The organism is Streptomyces sp. NPDC102259 (assembly GCF_044766465.1).
In the GTDB taxonomy this organism is placed as follows: domain Bacteria; phylum Actinomycetota; class Actinomycetes; order Streptomycetales; family Streptomycetaceae; genus Streptomyces.
In genome coordinates this window covers 411,695-432,614 of the sequence record NZ_JBIWMA010000003.1, presented here as the reverse complement: position 1 = coordinate 432,614, position 20,920 = coordinate 411,695, and the positions used below count along the sequence as shown (strand labels likewise).

18 protein-coding genes are annotated in these 20,920 nt (G+C 70.1%); 12 read left to right on the top strand and 6 right to left on the bottom strand.

The features are described 5' to 3' along the window. Positions 1-75 precede the first annotated feature (75 nt). Positions 76-807, top strand: coding sequence for a hypothetical protein (locus tag ACIRPU_RS10625; RefSeq protein ID WP_403864487.1), 732 nt, complete (start codon positions 76-78; stop codon positions 805-807). Here ACIRPU_RS10625 and cyc2 read toward each other — a convergent pair. The 4 genes from cyc2 to ACIRPU_RS10605 all read right to left on the bottom strand — a co-directional run bounded on the left by cyc2 (position 798) and on the right by ACIRPU_RS10605 (position 7,713). Continuing rightward, entirely contained in the window at positions 798-2,984 is a 2,187-nt protein-coding gene (gene cyc2 / locus ACIRPU_RS10620) for a germacradienol/geosmin synthase Cyc2 (protein ID WP_403864484.1), read from the bottom strand. The two genes, ACIRPU_RS10625 and cyc2, sit on opposite strands and share 10 nt — an antisense overlap. Before the next feature lie 337 nt (positions 2,985-3,321). Continuing rightward, complete coding sequence (locus tag ACIRPU_RS10615; RefSeq protein ID WP_403864481.1) at positions 3,322-4,563, bottom strand: damage-control phosphatase ARMT1 family protein; 1,242 nt, start codon at positions 4,561-4,563, stop codon at positions 3,322-3,324. Between the two features lie 174 nt (positions 4,564-4,737). Further along, complete coding sequence (locus tag ACIRPU_RS10610) at positions 4,738-5,388, bottom strand: ScbR family autoregulator-binding transcription factor (RefSeq protein WP_384118917.1); 651 nt, start codon at positions 5,386-5,388, stop codon at positions 4,738-4,740. Positions 5,389-5,904: 516 nt separating this feature from the next. Next, positions 5,905-7,713, bottom strand: coding sequence for a S8 family peptidase (locus tag ACIRPU_RS10605; RefSeq protein WP_403864477.1), 1,809 nt, complete (start codon positions 7,711-7,713; stop codon positions 5,905-5,907). Positions 7,714-8,079: 366 nt separating this feature from the next. Between ACIRPU_RS10605 and ACIRPU_RS10600 the strand changes: the two genes are divergently transcribed. Continuing rightward, positions 8,080-9,021, top strand: a complete 942-nt coding sequence (locus ACIRPU_RS10600; RefSeq protein ID WP_403864474.1) for a lytic polysaccharide monooxygenase — start codon at positions 8,080-8,082, stop codon at positions 9,019-9,021. An 81-nt stretch (positions 9,022-9,102) separates the two neighbouring features. On the opposite strand, the gene ACIRPU_RS10595 is transcribed toward ACIRPU_RS10600, so the two are convergent. After that, on the bottom strand, positions 9,103-9,738 hold the full coding sequence (locus tag ACIRPU_RS10595) for a Tat pathway signal sequence domain protein (protein WP_355707424.1): 636 nt from the start codon (positions 9,736-9,738) through the stop codon (positions 9,103-9,105). Positions 9,739-10,425: 687 nt separating this feature from the next. Between ACIRPU_RS10595 and ACIRPU_RS10590 the strand changes: the two genes are divergently transcribed. From ACIRPU_RS10590 to ACIRPU_RS10550, 9 genes are all read left to right on the top strand, one after another. Next, positions 10,426-11,091, top strand: a complete 666-nt coding sequence (locus tag ACIRPU_RS10590) for a DUF6230 family protein (protein WP_403864471.1) — start codon at positions 10,426-10,428, stop codon at positions 11,089-11,091. After that, positions 11,091-11,552 (top strand): DUF6114 domain-containing protein, encoded by a 462-nt coding sequence (locus ACIRPU_RS10585; RefSeq protein ID WP_403864468.1) that lies wholly within the window; start codon positions 11,091-11,093, stop codon positions 11,550-11,552. Before ACIRPU_RS10590 ends, ACIRPU_RS10585 begins: the two co-directional genes overlap by 1 nt. Before the next feature lie 267 nt (positions 11,553-11,819). Then, positions 11,820-12,854, top strand: a complete 1,035-nt coding sequence (locus ACIRPU_RS10580) for a sporulation protein (RefSeq protein WP_403864465.1) — start codon at positions 11,820-11,822, stop codon at positions 12,852-12,854. A 164-nt stretch (positions 12,855-13,018) separates the two neighbouring features. Then, positions 13,019-13,219 carry an SAM-dependent methyltransferase gene (locus ACIRPU_RS10575; RefSeq protein ID WP_403864463.1) on the top strand — a complete coding sequence of 67 codons (201 nt, stop codon included), beginning with the start codon at positions 13,019-13,021 and terminating at the stop codon, positions 13,217-13,219. A 228-nt stretch (positions 13,220-13,447) separates the two neighbouring features. After that, on the top strand, positions 13,448-14,464 hold the full coding sequence (locus tag ACIRPU_RS10570) for a substrate-binding domain-containing protein (protein ID WP_355707340.1): 1,017 nt from the start codon (positions 13,448-13,450) through the stop codon (positions 14,462-14,464). 79 nt (positions 14,465-14,543) lie between these two features. Beyond that, positions 14,544-17,309, top strand: coding sequence for a nitrate- and nitrite sensing domain-containing protein (locus ACIRPU_RS10565; protein WP_403864459.1), 2,766 nt, complete (start codon positions 14,544-14,546; stop codon positions 17,307-17,309). Positions 17,310-17,320: 11 nt separating this feature from the next. Further along, the gene (locus ACIRPU_RS10560; RefSeq protein ID WP_384122594.1) at positions 17,321-17,755 is read left to right on the top strand and encodes a roadblock/LC7 domain-containing protein; all 435 of its coding nucleotides are present in this window, start codon (positions 17,321-17,323) and stop codon (positions 17,753-17,755) included. A gap of 1 nt (position 17,756) precedes the next feature. After that, positions 17,757-18,113: a DUF742 domain-containing protein gene (locus tag ACIRPU_RS10555; protein WP_403864456.1), complete on the top strand. Its 357-nt coding sequence runs from the start codon at positions 17,757-17,759 to the stop codon at positions 18,111-18,113. Further along, a complete protein-coding gene (locus ACIRPU_RS10550; protein ID WP_385556359.1) occupies positions 18,100-18,717 on the top strand; it encodes an ATP/GTP-binding protein in 618 nt (205 codons plus the stop codon). The genes ACIRPU_RS10555 and ACIRPU_RS10550 overlap by 14 nt, the downstream gene beginning before the upstream one ends. 76 nt (positions 18,718-18,793) lie before the next feature. Here the strand turns inward: ACIRPU_RS10550 and ACIRPU_RS10545 are convergent, their stop codons facing one another. Continuing rightward, a complete protein-coding gene (locus tag ACIRPU_RS10545) occupies positions 18,794-19,210 on the bottom strand; it encodes an ankyrin repeat domain-containing protein (RefSeq protein WP_384122588.1) in 417 nt (138 codons plus the stop codon). A 207-nt stretch (positions 19,211-19,417) separates the two neighbouring features. Here ACIRPU_RS10545 and ACIRPU_RS10540 point away from each other — a divergent pair, with 207 nt between their 5' ends. Continuing rightward, a complete protein-coding gene (locus ACIRPU_RS10540; protein ID WP_403864451.1) occupies positions 19,418-20,788 on the top strand; it encodes a glycoside hydrolase family 43 protein in 1,371 nt (456 codons plus the stop codon). Positions 20,789-20,920: the final 132 nt, after the last annotated feature.

The following is a 20,920-nucleotide window of genomic DNA, read 5'->3' as shown; positions in this document are numbered from 1 at the left end:
GCATCAGTTCTGCTTATCGACAGTGCAGGGATCATCGTTGGACGTGAAGTCCGGGACGCCCCCAGGATGAACGGCATGACCGACACCACAGCTCAGATCGCCAAGGTCGCCCTGGTCGGCGACCGCTCCCCGAACGTCGTCTCGCACACTCGTATCCCGCTCCTGGTGGACGCTCTCGCCGCCCGGGACCGGCTCGTCCTGGACGCCTACTGGATCCCCTCCGAGGAGGCGGAGGCCGAGGGCGCGGTGCGTGGATTCGACGCGGTGTGGGTGGTGCCGGGCAGCCCCTACCGCAGCGAGGCGGGCGTCCTGTCCGCGATCCGCACGGCGCGCGAGGAGGGCATCCCGTTCCTCGGCACCTGCGGCGGCTTCCAGCACGCCCTCCTGGAGTACGCCCGCGACGTCTGCGGACTGTCGCGAGCCGCGCACGCCGAGAACGACCCCGAGGCGGACGACCTGCTCATCGAGCCCCTGGCCTGTTCGCTCGTGGGCCACGAGGGGGTCGTGACGATCGAGCCGGGATCACTCGCCCAGTCCGTGATGGGCTCGGAGCGCACGGTCGAGCGCTACTTCTGCGCGTACGGCCCCTCCCGCCACCTCGACACCCTGCGCGCCCACGGCCTGCGCTTCTCCGGCCACGACGAGGAGGGCCAGGTCCGGATCGCCGAGCTGCCGGGCCATCCCTTCTTCCTCGCCTCCCTCTTCCAGCCGGAGCTGTCCGGCGACGGCTCGCGCCCGCACCCGATCGTGCGGGCACTGGCGCGAGCCGCGGTCGAGCACGCCTCCCGCAAGGAGCGTCAGCTGTAGGAGAGCGCGGAGACCGACAGCTGTGACAGGGGCGTCGGCGGCGCGAAGTCCGGCAGGAAGCCGTGGGTACGGCGGGCCAGGTACGTGGACTTGTAGCGGTCGACCTCGCGGTGCCAGTGCAGGATGCCGGCCAGCCAGTTCTGCAGGTCCGCGACGTAGTGCCCCATCGCCTCGCGCGCCTCGGGCGAGAGGTCGAAGTCGTCGTAGAGGACCGGCAGTTCGTGCGCGACGACATGCTCGAACTGCTGCATGCGCTGGGTCATCAGGTCATGGACGATGCCGAGCGCGGTCGGGTAGTCGCAGCCGAAGAAGTTCTGCACGACGAGGATCGCGTTGTGCATCTCGCCCTCGTACTCGATCTCCTTCTGGTACGAGAAGACGTCGTTGGTGAGGCACGCGTAGTCCACGGCGGCGTTCTCCAGCGAGCGGACGACGCCGCTGCGGTAGACCTCCGGCGGGACGGCCGGGCCCTGGCCCATGCGGCACAGGCTCAGCGTGAGGTCGGAGCCGAAGGTGGCGCGGCGCATCTCCAGGTAGTCGACCGGGTCGGGGACACGGTTCTGGAGATGGTTGGACAACTCCCACACCCAGCTCTCGGTCATGACGTCGACCGCTTCGCGCAGGGTGCGCCGCTGGTCGGGGGTCATGTCCGCGGTGGTGCGCGCCCACAGGTCGATCAGACCGCGCTCCATGCCGTTGACGGGGACGACGGGCGCCTCCTCGCCGTCGACGGGCATGCAGGCGGACAGCCGGCCCGTGGTCAGGCGGGCGGCGGCCAGGTCGCGACGGTTGCCGAAGACGAGCGGGTAGTAGTCGTCGCCGTAGGTTCCCCAGGCGAGCCACGCGGCGCTGAGGTCGAGTTCGTCCGCGGTGGCGTCCGGGTCGAGACCGGCCGAGCACAACGGAAGGTCGTAGGCGGCGAGTTTGTCCTCGTCCCAGACGCCCTCCTCGAGCATGCCCATCCGGTGCATCCAGGTCGTCAGGCGCGGGCGGCACGCCTCCAGGTGCGGGCTCAGCTCCACCGGGAAGGGCATGTGGAAGTCGGGCAGCAGCGACGGGCCGACCTTCTGGTGCGGCACGTGCGCGTACGCCCGCAAACGCTCGGCGGCGGCCGAGGCGAGCAGCGCGCCGACGTCGGCGGCGGAGGCGCCGGGGCCGGTCAGCTTCTGCCAGGGCGCCTCGGAGGTGGCGCCCTTGTTCATGTAGCGGCTGGAGCGCATGTGCCATTCATGGCCGCCGGACTGCCAGTCCTGCAGGCCCTTGGTGTAGGCGGCGACCGCGAGGACCTCGTCGGGCGTGAGGCCCTTCTCCAGGGCCACCGCGGGCACTTCGGTGAACGCGGTGTGCTCGAACTGGTGCAGGCGGGAGGTGAGGATGTCGTTGACGGTGTCGGCGGCCTCCTGGGTGGTGCAGCCGAAGAACGTCTCCAGCACGAGCACGCCGTTGCTGTTCTCGCCCTCGTCCTCCACCTCGCGCTGGTAGGAGAACAGGTCGTTGCGCAGGTGCACGGCGTCGGAGAAGGTCTCCATCAGCACCCTGAGCGGCCTCGACCCGGCGACGGCGGCCGGGACCTCGGCGGTCGCGTACTCCACGAGCCCCGCCGACCAGGGCGCTCCGCCCACCTTGCGCCGCATCTCGATGTACTCGACGGGGTTGGCGATCCGCCCCTCGTTGATGTTGGACAGCTCCCACATCGACTCGTTGAGCAGGTGCTCCGTCGCCACGGCGAATCGGCGTCGCCAGTCCTGCGACATGGCCGGCACCGTGCGCGTCCACAGGTCGGCGAGGCCCGCCTCGACCGGGTTCCGCGGCTCGGGCACGGGAGTCGACAGGTCCAGCGGCATGAACAGCGGCAGCCGGTCCAGGTGCGCCTTGCCGGCGGCCCGGTCCGGGGTGCGCTTGAACATGTCGAGGAAGTGATCGTCGAAGAAGAACACCCACACGTACCAGTCGGTGATCAACGACAGCGCGGGACCGTCGCAGTCGGGGTGGGTGTAGGCGCAGAGCAGGCCGTAGTCGTGCGCCTCCAGGTCGGCCTGCTCCCAGATCCCGGACCCCTCCAGCATGCCCATGTCGCGCGCCCACTGCGTCGAGTGGGTCCGCGCCTCCTCGACGTGCGGGTTCAGGCGCGCGGGGTGCGGCATGTAGAAGTGCGGGAGTTCGAACGGTTGCGTCATGGCCGGGCCCTACCCGGGGGTCCGCACGGTCATCCACGGGGCGGCACATGATCACACCATCGCGTGAATCGGGCGGGAAGCCGTGCACCGCACCGGACTTGGCGTATCCGTCGGCGCGGCCCTCGCGCCGCGTGCCCGATCGTCGTCGGGCGGCGCCGTGCACGCGGGCCCGCTCCGGGCGACCGTTCGTTCGGCGCTCCGGCCGGGGCTTCGGGCGGCGGTTCGTTCGGCGCTTGGTTGGCACTTCGACCGCGTTCGCCGGGCGGTTCGGCGCCCTTTACCGCCCGGCCGGCCTCGCCGTCCGCGAAGGCGTCTGCGTTCGGTCACCCGGCGAACGTCACGCCCGTACCTGGATCAGCGCGTGCGTTCCCCCGGTGCGCCAGCGCTGCCCCTCGGCGGCGACCAGGGCCGCCTCGGTGTCGGCGTCCAGGCCGGTGATCACGTCGGACTTCAGGGTGCGCAGGGCCGCGACCGGGCCGGGGAAGTAGGCGGTGACGTCGGCGAACGGGGTGGTCGGGGCCCACCGGCTGTCGCCCACCAGACGACGGTAGTTGAGGTCGCCCTTCACGATCGTCAGGGAGGCCGCCGCGAACTCGGCCCGCAGGTCCTCCGGCATCGCGGCGTAGGGCAGCGGAGCGGCGGAGAACGGATGGGCGCGCACCGTGAGGGTGCCGTCGGCCATGGCCGCCCAGAGTCGCCGACCGTGGTCGCCGGCCGAACCCCGCGCGGCCGTCAGCTTCCTGAGCGCGTCGACGACATCGGCCGTGGTGGCGTCGGAGACGTAGTAGGGGTACGGCTTGACGTGCAGGACGACGCGGCCGCACCGCCCGTGCGCGAGCAGATGGGCGGCCAGGAGGAGATCGGGGATCAGCTCCCGTCCCGCGTTGTCGGCGACCAGACACAGGGTGCCGGTGCTGCCGGCGCCCCTAGCGATGCTCGTCCTGTTGCTGGAACCGTTTTCCGTGCCTGTGTCCGCCGAAGTGTCCGGCAGCAGCGACCACAGCGTCTCGCTGTCGTCGGCGACCAGCCCCGGCACCGCGGCCCGCTTCTCCGCCTCGACGTCGGACAGCCGGAACCCGAGATCGGCGCGGTTGCCCCAGAGGGATCCGTGCAGGAGCGCGCGGGCCCGCTCGTCGACCGGTCGGTCCTCGAGGGTGTCGAGCGCGGTCAACTCCTCGTCGGTCTCGGGCGCGTCGAGCTCGGCGAGCTTGAAGGGGCGGAACGGGTCGATGCCCTGCCAGGCGCCCGGCCCGAAGTAACCTACGGCGTCGAGGAGTTGCCGGTAGAAGTAGCTCTCCGACCACAGCCAGGGCACGTCGAACCAGGAGCGGCCGGCGTACGCGTCCAGACCCCAGCTCCGCCACCGTTCCCGGTCGGGCGCGGTGACGGAGAGCGGTTCGATCACACCCTTGGCGCAGTTGTCGAGCAGCGCGTCCAGCCTCCGGTGGATGTCGGGACCGTAGGGGAACGCCTCCCGCACCTGCTGGATGATCGCCGGATGCCGTTCGGCCAGGACGCTGTGGGGGAACGAGCCGGGCTCGTCGCCGCGGATCACCGGCGGCGCGGGGGTGTCGGACATGCGGCTCACCGTATCCCGGGGGCGCATCGCTCGGGCCGACCGTCACCGCACCACGGCCGCGCGCCCCGAGCCCCTCACCTCGGACGCCGAGCGCACACGGCGAGCATCACACGGCGAGCGCCACACGGTCAGCGTCGAGAACCGGGCGCCGAAGAGCAGGCGTCCCCGCGCTCCTCACACCGCCGCCATGATCTCCCGCTCCAGTCGTGCCGCGAGGCTGAGATAGCGCGGTCGGCGCGGTACCGGTACCAAGCCACGGATGAGGACGTGCCACATCTCGGCCATCCGGCGGGGCAGCCGGCCGGCGGGTTCGCGGGAGCGGCCGACGACTCGGGTGCCGACGAAGAAGCAGACCAGGGAGTGCGCCACGACGTCGACGTCGACGTCCGGATGGATGTCGGACTCCTTGAGAGCGCCGCCGAGCCGCCGGGAGATCAGGTCCAGCAACTCCACGAAGGGATGCGACAAGGGTGGTCGGACCGCCACTCCCCCCGTGGCGAGCCGCAGGCCGGCCCGGGGGATCGGCCCTTCGACCGACAGTCGCGTCAGGGCGAACGTCAGGCGCATCAGGGCTTCGAGGGAGGCGTAACCCCGGTCGTCGATCTCGCCGGCGATCCGGCGTGAGGCCGAGGACTGCAACTCCATGATGGCGTGGGCCAGATCCTCCTTCGCCGCGAAGTGGAAGTAGAGGGCGCCCTTGGTGACATGGGCGTGCGCGACGATGTCACTGAGGCTTGTCGACTCGTAGCCGTGCCGGTCGAACAGATCGGCGGCGGCCGTGATGATCGTCGTGCGGGTCTGTTCGGCGCGTAACTGCCTCGCCATCGACTGGTACTCTCCCGGGCCGGTAACGAACGGGTCATGCCGTTTTTTCTTACCCCCCGTACACAATAGCTCACGGTACGACTGTATTGGCCACGGGAGTGAAGACCGCCGACGGCCCCTGCGCTCACCCGACTTGTGCGCCACCGCTGGCCCGCTACCGGAAGCCTGCCACAGAGAACGTACCGGCGGCATAATCGAGCCGCAATCAAAAGAGACGGGGTGTGCGGTTTCCGCTTGTGAGCCCTTGAAGGACAGGATGCCGGAACGCTCGATCGACACGTGTAACCGCATACCGAGCTTTCCACGGCACCCTGCGGAGCACACCTTTCGGGCGGCATTCATGTGCGAGGCGACCGGTTTGTTTTCCGGGGAAACGGCTGGAAACACACAGACAACTCGTTGCCCATGACCGGCACTTACCGACACAGACAGAGACAGACAGAGGGCGGGCCGGCCGGTGTCCATCCACACCGGCCGGCCCGCCCGTTCGTCGCGCGCGGCGAGAAGCGCGTTTCCTCAGAAGGTCAGCTGCCAGCCGTTGAGCTTGCCGGTGTCCTGCGCGGCGGTGTCCTGGACGCGCAGCTTCCAGGTGCCGTTGGCGGTCTCACCGGAAGCGTTCACCGAGTAGGTGGTGCTGACGTTGTCGGCGAAGTCCGAGGAGCTGGCCGCCTTCAGCCGGTAGGCGGTGCCGTCGGGCGCGACGAGGTCGATCACCAGGTCGCCGCGGTAGGTGTGGGTGATGTCGACGCCGACCTGAAGGGCGGCCGGGGCGTTGCCCGTGCGGCCGCTGACGGCGATCGAGGACTCGACGGCGGAACCGTTGTCCGGGATCGAGAGCGCGGTCGTGCTGGAGAAGGTGGTGCCCCCCGTGGAGCCGCCGGAGCCGTTCACCGCCTGCACCGTCCTGGCCGCGTCCGCCAGACCCGCGCCGCAGCCGCCGGAGCAGGCGCCGGGCAGGGCACGGGCGTTGTTCTTGATGGCCGTCTCGATCTGCGCGGGGGTCAGCGCGGAGTTCGCCGACTTGACCAGCGCGACCAGGCCCGCGATGTGCGGGGTGGCCATGCTGGTGCCCTGGTAGTAGGCGTACGACTCGGTCGACGCCGTCTTGGTCCCGGAGTTCAGGGTGGACAGGATGCCGTTCGCGGTGCCGGTGCTGGTCTGGCCGCCGGGCGCCGAGATGTCCACGAGGGAACCGTAGTTGGAGTAGGACGCCTTGGCGCCGGTGCGGTTGGTCGCCGCGACCGAGATGACGTTGTTGCAGTTGCCCGGCGAGTGGTTCGCGACGTTGTCGTTCTCGTTGCCGGCGGCCACCACGACGGTCGTCCCCCGGTTCACGGCGGCGGTGATCGCGCTCTGGGTCGCCGAGGTGCAGGCCCCGTCGCCGCCCAGGCTCATGTTGATGACCTTGGCGACGTTGGAGTTGGCGGGAACACCGGAAACGGTACCGCCGGACGCCCAGGTGATCGCGTCGATGATGTCGGAGTCGTAACCGCCGCACTTGCCGAGCACCCGGACCGGGGAGATCTTCGCGCCGTACGCGATGCCCGCGACACCCTTGTTGTTGTTCGTGACGGCGGCGATGGTGCCGGCCACGTGGGTGCCGTGCCAGGAGGAGTTGCTCGCCGGGATGCCGGAGCCGCACTCGTTGGCGGCGTAGTAGTCGCCCGGGTCGGCCGGGTTGCTGTCGCGGCCGTCGCCGTCCACGGAGACCGCGGTGTCGGCGATGAAGTCGTAACCGCCAACGATGTTCGCGGCGAGGTCGGTGTGCGCGACGTAACCGGTGTCGATGACGGCGACGGTGACACCGGTGCCCGTCGAAGTGGCCCAGGCGCCCGGCACGTTCATACCGGCGGTGGACTCGAAGAGGTCCCACTGCTTGGTGTACTCGGTGTCGTTCGGGTCGGCCTTCGGCTTGTTCAACCGGTCCGGGACGACATAGGCGACCTGCGGGTCCGCCCGGTATTGGGCGACGACGTCGGCGACGTCCGCCTTCGTGAGGTCGTCGCCCAGGTCGACCAGGGCGGCGCCGGTGCCGAGACGGCGCTGGAAGTCGACGTCCTCACCGCTCTGCTCGCCCTTGGCGGCGGCGTCGGCCTCGGCGGCCGGGTTCGACCTGGCCTCGGCGGCACCGGACTTGTAGCCGACGATGAGGCGCTCGGCCGCGATGCCGGGCGCCGCCTCGGTCTGGGCGGCGGGGACGGCGGAACCCTGGGAAACGGTTTCCTGGGCGGCGACGGCCGAGGCGGTCGACGCGGCGGTGAGCAGGGCCGCGGAGGCCGCGGCGACGGATATCAGCTTTCGTCTCAGGGTGGGTGAGGTGCGCAAGGGCGTGCCTTTCGTAACCGTCTCCGGACAGGGCGGAGCGGCGGTCGATTCGCTTCGGCGGGGAAGCGGCGGGGGGTGCGTCGAAGAGCAGCGCGAAAGGCCGGCCAGGCGCGGGAACCGACCCCGTCGGGGTTACCTGTGGGTCGGCTGTGCAGGAACGATAGGCAAAGGATCAGTCATCCGGATACAGGGGAAACCCTCGATCCGGCCAAAAACCCACCCTCGACGACGACAATCAGTCACTGCACGCCCGATTTGATCGTGTCCGTGCGGCTCGACAGCCATCGGGCGGCGAACTGAACGCGCCGGACCGGATTCCCGTACTCACCACAGACCGTTCCCGCGCAGGCCGAGGAGACGTCCCCGATGCCCCGCACCACCGCACACCGCACCGCAGCTCTGGCGGCAGCCGCCGTGAGCCCGTTCCTGCTGGGCCTGTGGGCCGCCGGACCGGCTCAGGCGCACGGCGCCCCCACGGATCCCGTCAGCCGGGTGTTCGCCTGCTCCCCCGAAGGCGGAGCCGACGCGAGGACCGCCGCCTGCCGGGCGGCCGTCGACGCCAACGGCGCCTCGTTCACCGCGTGGGACAACCTGCGGGTGGCCAACGTGAACGGCCGTGACCGGCAGACCATTCCCGACGGGCAGCTGTGCAGCGGCGGCCTGTCCGCGTACAAGGGACTCGACCTCGCCCGCGCCGACTGGCCGTCGACCCGGCTCACCCCGGGCGGGACGCTGCGCATGACGTACGCCTCGACGATCGCGCACACCGGCACGTTCAAGCTGTATCTGACGAAGCCGGGGTACGACCCGTCGAAACCGCTCACCTGGTCCGATCTGCCGACGAATCCGTTCGCCGAGATCAAGGACCCGGCGCTGACGAAGGGCGCCTACCACCTCACGGCGAAGCTGCCCGCCGACCGGACGGGACGTCAGATGCTCTACACGATCTGGCAGAACAGCAGCACGCCGGACACGTACTACTCCTGCTCGGACGTGGTGTTCCCGGAAGCGGTTTCACAAAGCAAGCCGGAGAGCAGCCCGACCCCGACGACGAAGGCGCCCGCTTCGGCCACCCCAGTGGCGTCCGCGAGCACGACGCCCGGCTCACCGTCCGCCGCTCCGTCGGTGTCGACCGCGTCCGACGCCGCACCCGACCGGGCCGCCGCGGCCGGCCCGGAGAGCACCCCGGTGGCGTCCACCACCGGGACCGGCTCCGGGCCGTCCGCGCCGATGCTGGCGGGCGGCGCCGCGACGGTGTTGCTGCTCACCGGCGGTGCCGCCCTCGTCGTACGTCTGCGTCGGCGCTGAACTCCGTCGACACGGCCTTCGGTTGCGCATCACCGATCAGTCGCGCGGACGGTTTTCAGTCGACGGTGACGGTGACGGTGTTCAGTTGACGGTGACGGCCGCGCCCGCGTCGGTCACCGGGGCGTACTTGGCGGTGAAGTAGCCGTTGGCGAAGCAGAGCGACGAGCCGGACGTCTTGGTGAACTGCTGGCCGGTGAAGGTGATGCTGTTGTCGGCGTTGCTCGCCGTGCCGGTCAGGCTGGGCGCCTGGTAGACGCAGTTGATGCTGCCCAGCAGGGTGCGCAGCACGACCGTGGTCTGGATGGTGGAGCCGCTCGGCGGAGTCACCGTGACGGTGCCGTCCGAGCCGACGCTCGTGGTGTACGACAGGTTGTTGACCGTGATGCTGGTGACGCCGAGCACTCCGATGACGTTCGCGGTGCAGCTGCCGAAGGTGTGCGAGGTGAGCGATTCGGTGGCGGTGCCGGGCGCGGTGGGGTTGTCGGTGACGGTGGCGCTGAACGCGGACGCGGCACAGGAGACGCCGCTGGTGCCGGTCGCGCTGGAGTACAGCGTGGCGGCCGTGCCGGTGGCGAGGGAGGCGTTGAGGACGTCACCGACGGCGACGTCGCCGTTGGCGGTCGTCAGCACCGCGCCGGCCGCGGAGGCCGGGGTGACGGCGGTGAGCGAGAGGGCGGCGACAGTACCTGCGAGGGCGAGGAGGGAGCGGGTGCGCAGCATGCGGGTGCCTCTTTCTCAAGTGGGGCTTCATGGGGGGGGATCGGTCGGTGGGGGGGGTGAACCGGCGCGTCGCTTGTCGCAACAGGAGGGGACGCTGATCGGCGTCCGCCGTCGCCGGCCCGTGACGCCTTCTCCGTACGTGACGGACCGGCAACGGCGGCCGGCCGGTGACCGGACGGAGGCACTGGCGAGTGACTCCGGCCGGGCCGGGCGGGGAGGGGCAACCGGTTGCGGCCCGCGGGGGAAAGCGGCCGTACCGGTGCCGTGAAGGGATCGAGCTCGGGACCGAGTGGCCCGTACTGGCTGAAAAGCGTCCGGGAGCGCGGCCATGTCGTCGCGCTGCGGATCCGGCGCCACGGATCCCGGCTGAACCAGGGAGAGTTCTAGACCTGATGCTCAGTCAACGTCAAGGCCCTTGAACGAAGTTGATGGCCCAACAGATATATGCGGAAGGCCGTCGGGGCACTCGACCGACAGGCAGCACATAATGAACACTCTTTTTCCACATCTCCCTTGACCGGGTGGTGTAACCATCGGTAACTTCCTCGACGGCTACTGCTGCGTAACCAGAAAGCCCTTGCGGTTTCCGGGAGTTGCGAGGGGGCGTGCGCGGCAGCCGCTGTCCGCGCCAGGACAACGTGCCACTGAAGCCCAACCCGCATGACTAAGCGCATGGGAGCAGACATGGCCTCGTCCCCGGACGTCACTTCGTCCGCCGACAACACACCCGAGAACCCTGAAAGCGGTTCCGCAACGAGACGCGGCAGGGTCCGGCTGCGCCGGGCCGCCGTCATGGCGGTGCCCGCCACCTTCGTCGCCGCGGGGCTCGCGGTCCTCACCGCGCAGGGCGCCCTGGGCGTGCAGTTCGCGATCTCCGGCATGCCGTTCGTGGTCACCGCCGACAGGCTCGACGGCGAGGGCTTCGCGCAGTTCGGCGGCTTGGACAACATGATCGAGAACAGCCCCAACCAGGGCGACACCGGCGGCCAGGTCCTGGTCGTCACCTCGGTCGTGAAGAACGGCAAGATCACCAACATGTGCCAGAGCGTCGACCTCGGCGGCATCCAGCTCATCCTCAAGGCCGGCGGCGGATCCACCCCGGTGAGCGTGAAGAATCTCGCCATCGACTCCGACGTCGTCTCGGGCGACGCCGAGATGACCAACATCGAGATCGGCCGCGACTCCAGCACCTTCGACAAGGTCCCGATCCAGGGCCCCGCGGGTGTCTACGGCCAGCAGGCGGACACGGTCGTCATCAAGAACCTGTACCAGCACAACTACGCGGCCACCGCCGCCGTCTTCAAGCTTCCCGGACTGAAGATGAGCTTCTCGAGCGAGGGCTGCAAGTAATGACCTTCACCCAGTGGCGGGACCGCTTCCGGGCGTGGAGAGGCCACCGGCCCTTCGCGGGCGGCGTGCTGCTGGTCCTGGGCGGCGCCGAGATCCTGGTGACCATGAAGGCGCCGCTCCCGGTGATCCTTCATGTGGGTATGCAGGGCCTGGCGGGTTACCTCCTGCCCACCTTGATGGTGCTCTGCGGTCTGCTGATCATCTTCAACCCGACCCAGCGGCTGTTCTACTCGATCATCGCCATCCTGCTCTCCCTGGGCACCTGGCTCACCTCCAACATCGGCGGCTTCGTCATCGGCCTCCTGATGGGCGCCGTGGGCAGCAGCCTGTCCTTCGGCTGGCTGCCCGACCAGGAGCCGCGCTCGAGCCGCCGGCAGCGGCGCAAGGAGTTGCGGACGGAACACACGGCCGATGCGGTCCGGCAGGACGGTCCACTGCCCGGAGCGGGAAAGACCGCCTGACACGCGGAGCTGCGCGGACTGACGCGCGGACCTGACGTACGGACCTGACGTACGGCCGTGACAGCCGGCTGTACGCCACCTCACCGGCGGGGCCGGGACGACCTGCGCGCTGCAGGCCGCTCCCGGCCCCGCCGGTTTCGTCACCCCTCCACCGCACGTCATTCGAACAGGTGACTTGGGAACTTCTTTGCCGTCGCGGCGAGTTCAGCGGAAGATCACTGCAATGGGTTCGAGGCAATGGGTTCGGCGTGAAGGAGCGACAGCGGCATGGCGTTCGAACGGCTGCTCGGGGCGATCGGCGTAGGCGGCCCCTCGGTGGACACGATGCTCGACGGCGGCGGCGCGGTGCTGCCGGGTGGGGCACTGTCGGGGCAGGTCCGGCTGCGGGGCGGCGGTGCGGCCGTGGAGATCGAGGAGATCGGCCTGGAGCTGGTGGCCCGCGTCGAGGTGGAGCACGAGGAGGGCGACAGCGAGGGCACCGTCACGTTCGAGCGCTACGTCGTCGGCGGGGGCTTCCGACTCGGTGAGAACGAGGAACGCGGTGTGCCGTTCACGGTCACGCTGCCCTGGGAGACACCGGTCACCGAGCTGTACGGGCAGCCGCTGGGCGTCGTCCTGGGCGTGCGCACGGAACTCGCGGTGGCCGACGCCCGCGACCGGGGCGATCTCGACCCGCTCGCCGTCCGTCCACTGCCCGTGCAGGAGGCGGTCCTCGAGGCGCTCGGGCAGCTCGGGTTCGGCTTCCGCTCCGCCGACCTGGAGCACGGCCGCATCGGGGGCACGGGTCAACGGCTGCCGTTCTACCAGGAGATCGAGCTCACCCCTCCCCCGCGGTACGCGCACGCGGTGACCGAGATAGAGCTGACCTTCCTCGCCACCGCCTCCGGCCTGGAGGTCGTACTGGAGGCCGACAAGCGCGGCGGCCCGCTCACCCCCGGCCATGACGTGCTGACCCGCTTCACCGTGCGCCACGAGGACGTGCCCGTCCCCGACTGGAACAGCGAGGTCGACGGCTGGATCCGCAAGTTGACCGAGCACCGGGAGGCGTACGGCGCGCAGGCGTACGTCCACTCCGCGCCGCACGCCGACCACCTCGCCGTCCATGGCCGCGGCTCCGGCGTGGGCGTGGGCACGGCCGTCGCCGCGGGCGCGGCGGGTCTGGCCGTGGGGGTCGTCGGCGGCATGGTGGCGGCCGAAGTGGTCGACGAGATCGACGACTTCTTCGAGGGGGAGGAAGAGGAAGAGGACGAAGCGGAGGAGAGCGAGGACGGCCAGGACGGCTGGGACGGCCAGGAGGACTAGACGCCAGGAGGACCAGGAGGACAGGGGGACTAGGAGGACTGGCGGAGCGGGAGAAGAGCGCGAAGCGGGAGAAAGGCGCGAAGTCGGAGGAGGTCCAGGGTCCACCCGGGGCAGAAACGCGTTTTCAGGCTCAACCGGTGTGCGTCAGTGGAAGGTTGACAACCATGGACAGCGACGAATGGGACTGCGGCGGAGCGACCGGCGCCGAAACCAGTCCCGAAAGCGACGCGGTCGACACCGGGACCGCGCACTCCGCCCGGATCTACGACTACATCATCGGCGGCAAGGACCACTTCCCCCGCGACGCGGACATCGCGATGTACGGGGCGGTGGCCCACAAGCCCCGAACCGGTCGACAAGATTGACGATCAGTCAATTCAGCTGCGGATATGCTCCCTTGCGTCCTCGCCGCACCGCCCCGGATCACAATGCGGCAGCAGCTCCTCACCCCATGTGGTTGCTCACTTGACTACCAGCGGTCACACACGGTTGGCTCCGAGCCAACGAATGCCTCTCGCCGGTGCACACCCCCTCGCTCCGGCGGCGCTCGCCCCGTCCTCCCTGCTCTGCCGCACAGCGAGGTGCAGCCCCCCATGAACACTCCCCTCCCCGCTCCCTCCGTTTCCGTCCCCCTCGGATCCGTACGCCTCACCGCCCTGGCCGCGGCCTGCTGCCTCCTCCTGCTGACCGGCTGTTCCGGCTCCTCGTCGTCCGGCGCGGACATGGACACGGCCGGCGGCTCGGGCGACCGGATCAAGATCACCCTGGTCACCCACGGCGCCGAGGGCGACGACTTCTGGGAGTTGGTGCGCAAGGGCGCCGAGGCCGCGGCCGCCAAGGACGGCGTCGATCTGACCTACGCCAGCGACTCCGACGCCGCCGGACAGGCCGAACTGGTGCGAGACGCGATCGGCGACCGGGTCGACGGCATCGCGGTGACCCTCGCCAAGCCGCAGGCGATGAAGAGTCCGGTGGCCCGGGCCAAGGCGGCCGGAATACCCGTGGTCGGACTCAACTCGGGTATCGACGCCTGGCGTTCGGCGGGCCTTCTGGAGTACTTCGGCCAGGACGAGAGCGTCGCGGGCCGCGCCGTCGGCGACAAACTCGACAGCCTCGGCGCGAAGCACGCCCTGTGCGTCATCCACGAACGGGGCAACATCGCCCTGGAGGCGCGCTGCGCGGGCGTGAAGAAGACGTTCACCGGCGAGACCGAGATGCTCTACGTCGACGGAACGGACATGGACGCCATGACCGCCGCCGTGGCGGCACGCCTGCGGCAGGAACCCGACATCGACGAAGTCATCGCCAACGGGGCGCAGTTCGCCCTCGCCGCGGTGCAGGCGACCGAGAAGGCGGGCAGCAAGGCCAAGGTCGCCACCTTCGACCTCAACAAGGACCTGGTCACGGCGGTACGCGACGGCAGCGTGCAGTTCGCGGTGGACCAACAACCTTACCTTCAGGGCTATTTGGCCGTCGACGGGCTCTGGCTCTACAAGACCAACGGCAATCTCAGCGGCGGCGGCACGGCGCCCGTACTGACGGGCCCCGCCTTCGTCACGAAGACCAACGTCGCCGAGGTCGCCCGCTTCGCCGACGCCGGCACCCGCTGACCGAGCCGTTCCCCCTCCCCCAGCTCTTCCGCGCCTCCCTCCCCCTCCCCCTCCCTCCGCTGATCGCTCTAGGACGACTATGTCTCCACGGACAGGTGCCCGGCGCCGACGTCTCGGCTCCATACGTCTCTCCCTGATCCTGCTGGCGCTGGTGCCCAGCGTCACCCTCGCCGCCATGTGGGGTGTGACGACGACCCAGATGTTCGCGGAGGGGCTGCGGCTGCGCGCGCAGACCGAACTGAGCCGGTCGACCGGCGCCATGGGCACCGAGGCGACGCTCATGCTCCAGCAGGAACGCAGCCTGTCCGCCGTGTGGCTGGCCTCGGGACCCGCCGGTTCCCGGGCCGCGCTGGAGGCACAGCGCGAGAAGACGGACGCGGCGGTCGCGCGGCTCGTCGCCCGGTCGGACGACATCCAGCAGGCGTCCGATCGCGTCAGGGACCGGATGTACTCGGTCGTCGCCTCCGTGGGCAGCCTGGAGTACTACCGGGGCCAGGTGGACGACCCCGTCGACATCACCGCCGCCCAGGCGCTGGACCAGTACACGTCGATCATCGACGACCAGATCCACGCCTTCCAGGAGCTGTCCCAGGTCGACGACGGCGACCTCACCTCACAGGCCGGACCGCTCATCGCCCTGGAACACGCGGCCGAACTGGTCTCCGAGGAGGACCTCCAGCTCACGCTCGCCGGGCCCCGGCAGCGGATGGACGAGAAGACGTGGGCGGAGTTCGCCCAGTTGGTGAACACCCGGCGCTGGCTCGTGCAGGACCAGATCGTCCCCTCACTCACCGGCGCGGCGAAGGCGCAGACCGAGAAGATCCTCACGAGCTACCAGTGGCAGATCCTGGAGTCCGTCGAGGACAAGGTGCTCGCGGCCCGCGCGAAACAGGGCGAAAACGGTGACATCGCGTTGCCGGACGTACAGAAGCAGTGGCGTGCCGCGCTCATCGAGGTCTCCGACCAGTACTCGGGACTGATCCGGCTGCAGACCACGACGCTGCTCCAGCGCAGCGCGGACGAGGCGCGCGAGCTGCTCATCACGGCGGCCTCACTCAGCGCCGGCGGTCTCGTCGCACTGCTGCTGTGCGTCGGCATGTCCTGGCGTATCACCCGCTCGCTGTCCCGGCGGCTGCACGGGCTGCGGATGGCCACGCTGAGCCTCGCGCACGAACGGCTCCCGGACGTCGTGGCCCGGCTGGACCGGGGCGAGACGGTCGACGTGGACTCGGCCACCCCTCCTCTGGACTACGGCGGCGACGAACTCGGCCAGGTCGCCGCGGCGTTCAACACGGCGCAGCGCACCGCCGTGCACACCGCGGTCGAACTCGCCGACACCCGGCGCGGCTTCCAGAAGGTCATCCTGGGCATCGCCCGGCAGAGCCAGAACCTGGTCAACCTCCAGCTCAGCAAGCTCGACGCGCTGGAGCGGCGGCACCAGGACCCGGACGTCCTCAACGGCCTCTACGAACTGGACTCCACGGCCAGCCAGTTGCGGCGTTACGAGGAGAACCTCGTCATCATCAGCGGTGGCCGGCCGGGACGCAGCTGGACGGAGCCGGTGGCGCTGATCGACATCCTGCGCAGCGCCGTCGGGGAGGTCGCCGAGTACCGGCGGGCCGAGGTGCACACCGAGGAGGACGTGTACATCGCGCCACCCGCCGTGGCGGACCTGATCCATCTGCTCGCCGAGCTCATCGACAACGCGACCTCCTACTCACCGGCGCCCAGCCCGGTCGGCGTACGGGCCGCGCTGGTGGCCCGGGGCCTGGCGATCGAGGTCGAGGACCGTGGGCTCGGCCTGTCCGAGGAGGACTACGCCTCGTTCAACGCGCAGCTGGCGGTCCCGCCCCAGTTCGACGTGGTGGCGCTCGCCGACGACCTGCGGCTGGGCATGTTCGTGATCGCCCGGCTCGCGACCCGGCACGGCATCGCCGTCACCCTGCGCTCGTCACCGTACGGCGGGACCACGGCGATCGTGCTGGTCCCGCACGACATCGTGGTCCGCGAGGCCCTGGGCCCATCGGCCCCGGCGGCGGAGGACTCCAGCGAGCCGACGACCGCCGGTTCCCCCTCCCCGGAGGCGGGCCTCGCGTCACCTGCGCGGGACACACCGGACGCGGCGCGTGAGCACAGCAGGTCGGGCGCCGACCCGGTCGCGTCGCCCCTCCCCACTCGGGACACCTCCGCTCCGGCGCCCGACTCGCCGTCCCGGGCGGCCAGTAGGTGGGACCCGGCACTCAGCCGACCCGCCCCGAAGCGTCCCGCCCCCGGCTCGGCCGACTCCCCGTCCTCGACGGACTCTCCGTCACCGTCCTCAACGGGCTCCCCGTCCACGGCCGACTCCCCGTCCACGGCGGACACCGCAACCTCGGCGGACGTCGCGTCCTCGACGAGCGACTCGTCCCTCCCGACGGGCCCCGCGGACGCGGACGGCGCGTCCGGCACCGCCTCCGGTGCACCGGGCGTCGCGGACGGCGTGGGCCTCCCGGCGAGCGGGGTGGCGGCCGCCACGGCCAGGTCACCGGTTCCGGCCGCTCGGTCCGCAGGTCTCACCCCGTTGCCCCGCAGGATCCCGCAGACCAGCCTCGCCACCGAGTTGCGCGAGGACTCCGCCTCCGCCTCGGCCGTCGAGGAGGACGGTTTCCCGGACGACTTCACCGCGGAGCGCGCCGCCTCTTCCCTCGCCGGTTTCCAGCGGGGCACGCTGCGGGCACACGCCGACGCCGACGCCGACCTGTCGCTCGACGACCCGCAGGAAACATCCGCCGAGGAGACCCCCGGCCCGCCGGTCACCGCCGCGGGCACCTCCCAGACCCCGACACCGCCCGCCGACCGCTCATGAAGGACTTCGCGATGACACCCTCCATCCCCGGCACGAACACCCAGCTCGACCAGCTGCTCACCGGTCTCGTGGACCGCGTCGCCGACGTGAACCAGGCCGTCGTACTCTCCGAGGACGGGCTGGTGGTGAGCAAGTCCACCGGTTTCCTGCGCGAGGACGCCGAGCGGCTGGCGGCGACCGCGTCCGGCCTGATGAGTCTCAGCAAGGGCGTCAGCATGGATTTCCGCGGCGGCCCGGTGCGCCAGGCGCTCATCGAGATGGCCAACAGCTACCTGATCCTCACCTCGGCCGGCCCGGGGGCCCATCTCGTCGTGCTGGCGGGGAAGAACGCGGACGTGGGCGTGGTGGCGTACCAGATGAACATGCTGGTGAAGAAGATCGGCGAGCACCTCAGCGCGGCGCCGCGGGCCCATGTCGGTCCCGCCGTCCGCACCAACGGCGGGTGAGGTGAGCGGAGGCGACGAAGCGGGCCGACTCGTCAGGCCGTTCACCCTCACCGGTGGCCGGACCCGGCCCAGCCGTGCCGACTTCACGCTCATCACGACGGTGACCGCGGTCGACCCGCCGCCCGAGCGGGCCGCGCGGCCGCAGCCGGAGCACACCCGGATCCTGCGGCTGTGCGCCCGGCCGCTCGCCGTGGCGGAACTCGCGGCCCATCTCGACCTGCCGGTGAGCGTGGTCGTCATCATGCTCTGCGACCTGCTGGAAGCGGGCCTGATCACGGCCCGGCCGCCCCGCCCGGTCACCGGCACCTCCGATCTCGACCTGCTGGAGAAAGTGAGGGACGGCCTTGGCCGGATCTGACTCCACCGCTCCCACCGCCCTCAGCGCCGGGCCGGCCGCGGCACCCGACACGGTGAAGATCCTCATCGCCGGCGGCTTCGGCGTCGGGAAGACCACCATGGTCGGGTCGGTCAGCGAGATCACGCCCCTGCGCACGGAGGAACCGCTGACCATTGCCGGGCTGGAGGTGGACGACCTGAAGGGCATCGAGGAGAAACGGTCCACCACCGTGGCCCTGGACTTCGGCCGGATCACCATCGGCGACGACCTGGTGCTGTACCTCTTCGGCACGCCCGGCCAGCAGCGGTTCTGGTTCATGTGGAACGACCTGGCCATCGGCGCCCTGGGGGCGGTGGTGCTCATCGATGTGCGCAGGCCGGAGTCCAGCTTCGCCGCGATCGACTTCTTCGAGCGCCGGGGTGTCCCGTTCGTCGTCGCGGTAAACGGTTTCCACGGGTTGCACCCGTATCCGACGGAGGAGATCAAGGAGTCGCTGGCGTTGCCGGCGCATGTTCCCGTGTTGCTGTGCGACGCACGGGAGCGCGACTCGTGCCGGGACGTACTGATCGCCCTGATCGACCGGCTGATCGAAGACGTCGTCCTCCGGTCGAGCCCGGCACACTGACCGCGTCCGGACACGCGTGACCGACCGCCCGACTGCCCGCCGGACCGCCGGACCGCCCCGGGTATCCGGGACTCCGTCAGTGAGCTCCCGCGGCGCGCAGTGCGGCAACCGTTTCCGGGTGCGGTCCCGCGGCCGCCCATTCCAGTGGGGTCATTCCGGTGCCGTGGTCCTCGCGAAGGTTGGGGTCGGCGCCGTGAGCGAGCAGGGTGCGGACCGTGTCGAGGTGGCCCCAACAGGCCGCCGCGCACAACGGGGTTCCCTCGGCGCCCAGGCCCGCGCTCTCGGCGTCGGGCGGCGCACCGGCCTCGAGCAGTCTGCGTGCGGCATCGGCGGAACCCTGAACGCAGGCCTCGTACAACGGGGTTGTCCCGTGGACGTCGGCGGCCGTGGGGTCGGCGCCGGCCCGCAGCAGCCGGTCGACCTGAGGACCGCCGCCGAACATCACCGCCGACAACAGACGCTTCGTCAGTTTCTTCTGCCGTCTCCTGTTCACGGTCGCCGAGACTAGCCCGGACGGCCGACGGCATCGCCGGAATTTCCCTGGGCCGCACACGGGTGCAAGGCGGAAAACCGCCAAGCGTGTCCCGGTGATTGACCTGGTCCCCACACGCCCCTACTTTCTGACCGACTCACCGAACCTGGTTCGACATTTCGAACCCAGGGTCGGCATCAAAGGGCACCCCGCACCCCTGGAGCGCATATGACCCCCAACCCCTCCCGCCGCCTCGTCCTGAGCGCGGCCGCCTCCGTCCCCCTGGCCCTCACCCTCGGCGTCCCGTCCGCCCACGCGGCCGACTCGGCCTATGTGATGGGCTACTTCACCGAGTCGACCAGCCTCGGCGCCGGCACCGACTACGGCCTCCACCTCGCCGTCAGCACGGACGGATTGCAGTGGATGCCGCTGAACCAGAACAACCCCGTTGTCACGCCCACCGAGGGCGCGCTGGGGCTGCGCGACCCGTTCATCCTGCGCAAGCAGGACGGCACCTACGTGGTGATCGCCACCGACCTCAAGGGCACCGACTGGAGTTACGTCAGCCAGTACGTGCACGTGTGGAACTCGACCGACCTGCGCACCTTCACCGGCTACCACCGGCTGAAGCTGCACGACATGAACACCCACAGCTGGGCGCCGGAGGCGTTCTGGGACGCGGGCCGGGGGCAGTACGCACTGATCTACTCCGCCGTGAACAGCAGCGGCCACAACGTGATCATGGTGAACTACACCACCGACTTCGTCACCGCCTCGGCCCCTCAGGTCTTCTTCGACCCCGGCTACGACGTGATCGACGGCGACATGGCCGTGGGCGTGAACGGCGTCAACTACCTCTACTTCAAGAAGGACCAGACGCTGGTCGGCGCGCGGTCCAGCTCCCTCGACCCCGGCAGCTTCACGGTCTTCAACACAGGGGTCGCCCACGGCGGCACCGAGGCGCCGACCCTCGTCAAGTCGCTCACCTCCAGCACCTGGTGGCTGTGGGGGGACACCTACACGCCCAACGGCGTCTTCTACGCCTGGCAGTCCACCGACCTGTCGGCGGGCACCTGGACCGCGCTCGACCAGAAGACGTACACCCAGCCGGTGAACTCCAAGCACTGCGGCGTCACGACGATCACCAGCACGCAGTACAGCAACCTCGTCGCCAAGTGGGGCGCCCCGGCCTGGAACCGGCTCAAGTCCTTCAACTACCCGGACCGTTACGTCCGCCACGCCAACTACGTCGGCCGCATCGACACGTACCCCTTCGACCTGTACACCGACTCGCAGTGGAAGCTCGTCCCCGGCCTGGCCGACAGCTCCGGGGTCTCCTTCCAGTCGGTGAACTACCCGACCAGGTACCTGCGGCACTACAACTACCAGCTCCAACTCGACGTCAACGACGGCACATCGACGTTCGCCGGAGACGCGACCTTCTACCGCACGGCGGGCCTGGCGGACTCCGGATGGGCGTCCTTCCGCTCCTACAACAACCCGACGCGCTACATCCGGCACGCGAACTACGTACTGCGCATCGACCCGGTCTCGACGACCGCCGAGAAGCAGGACGCGACGTTCTACGTGGGTTACTGAGTCGGGCTCCTCACCGGGGCCCCCGGGCCGGCCGGCTCACAACTCGGCCGGCACCGGCAGCAGTTCGGCCGCCGCCGTTGGCCCCGGCGGGGAGCGCACGGGTGGCGGGGTGCGCCAGGAGAGGGCTGCCCG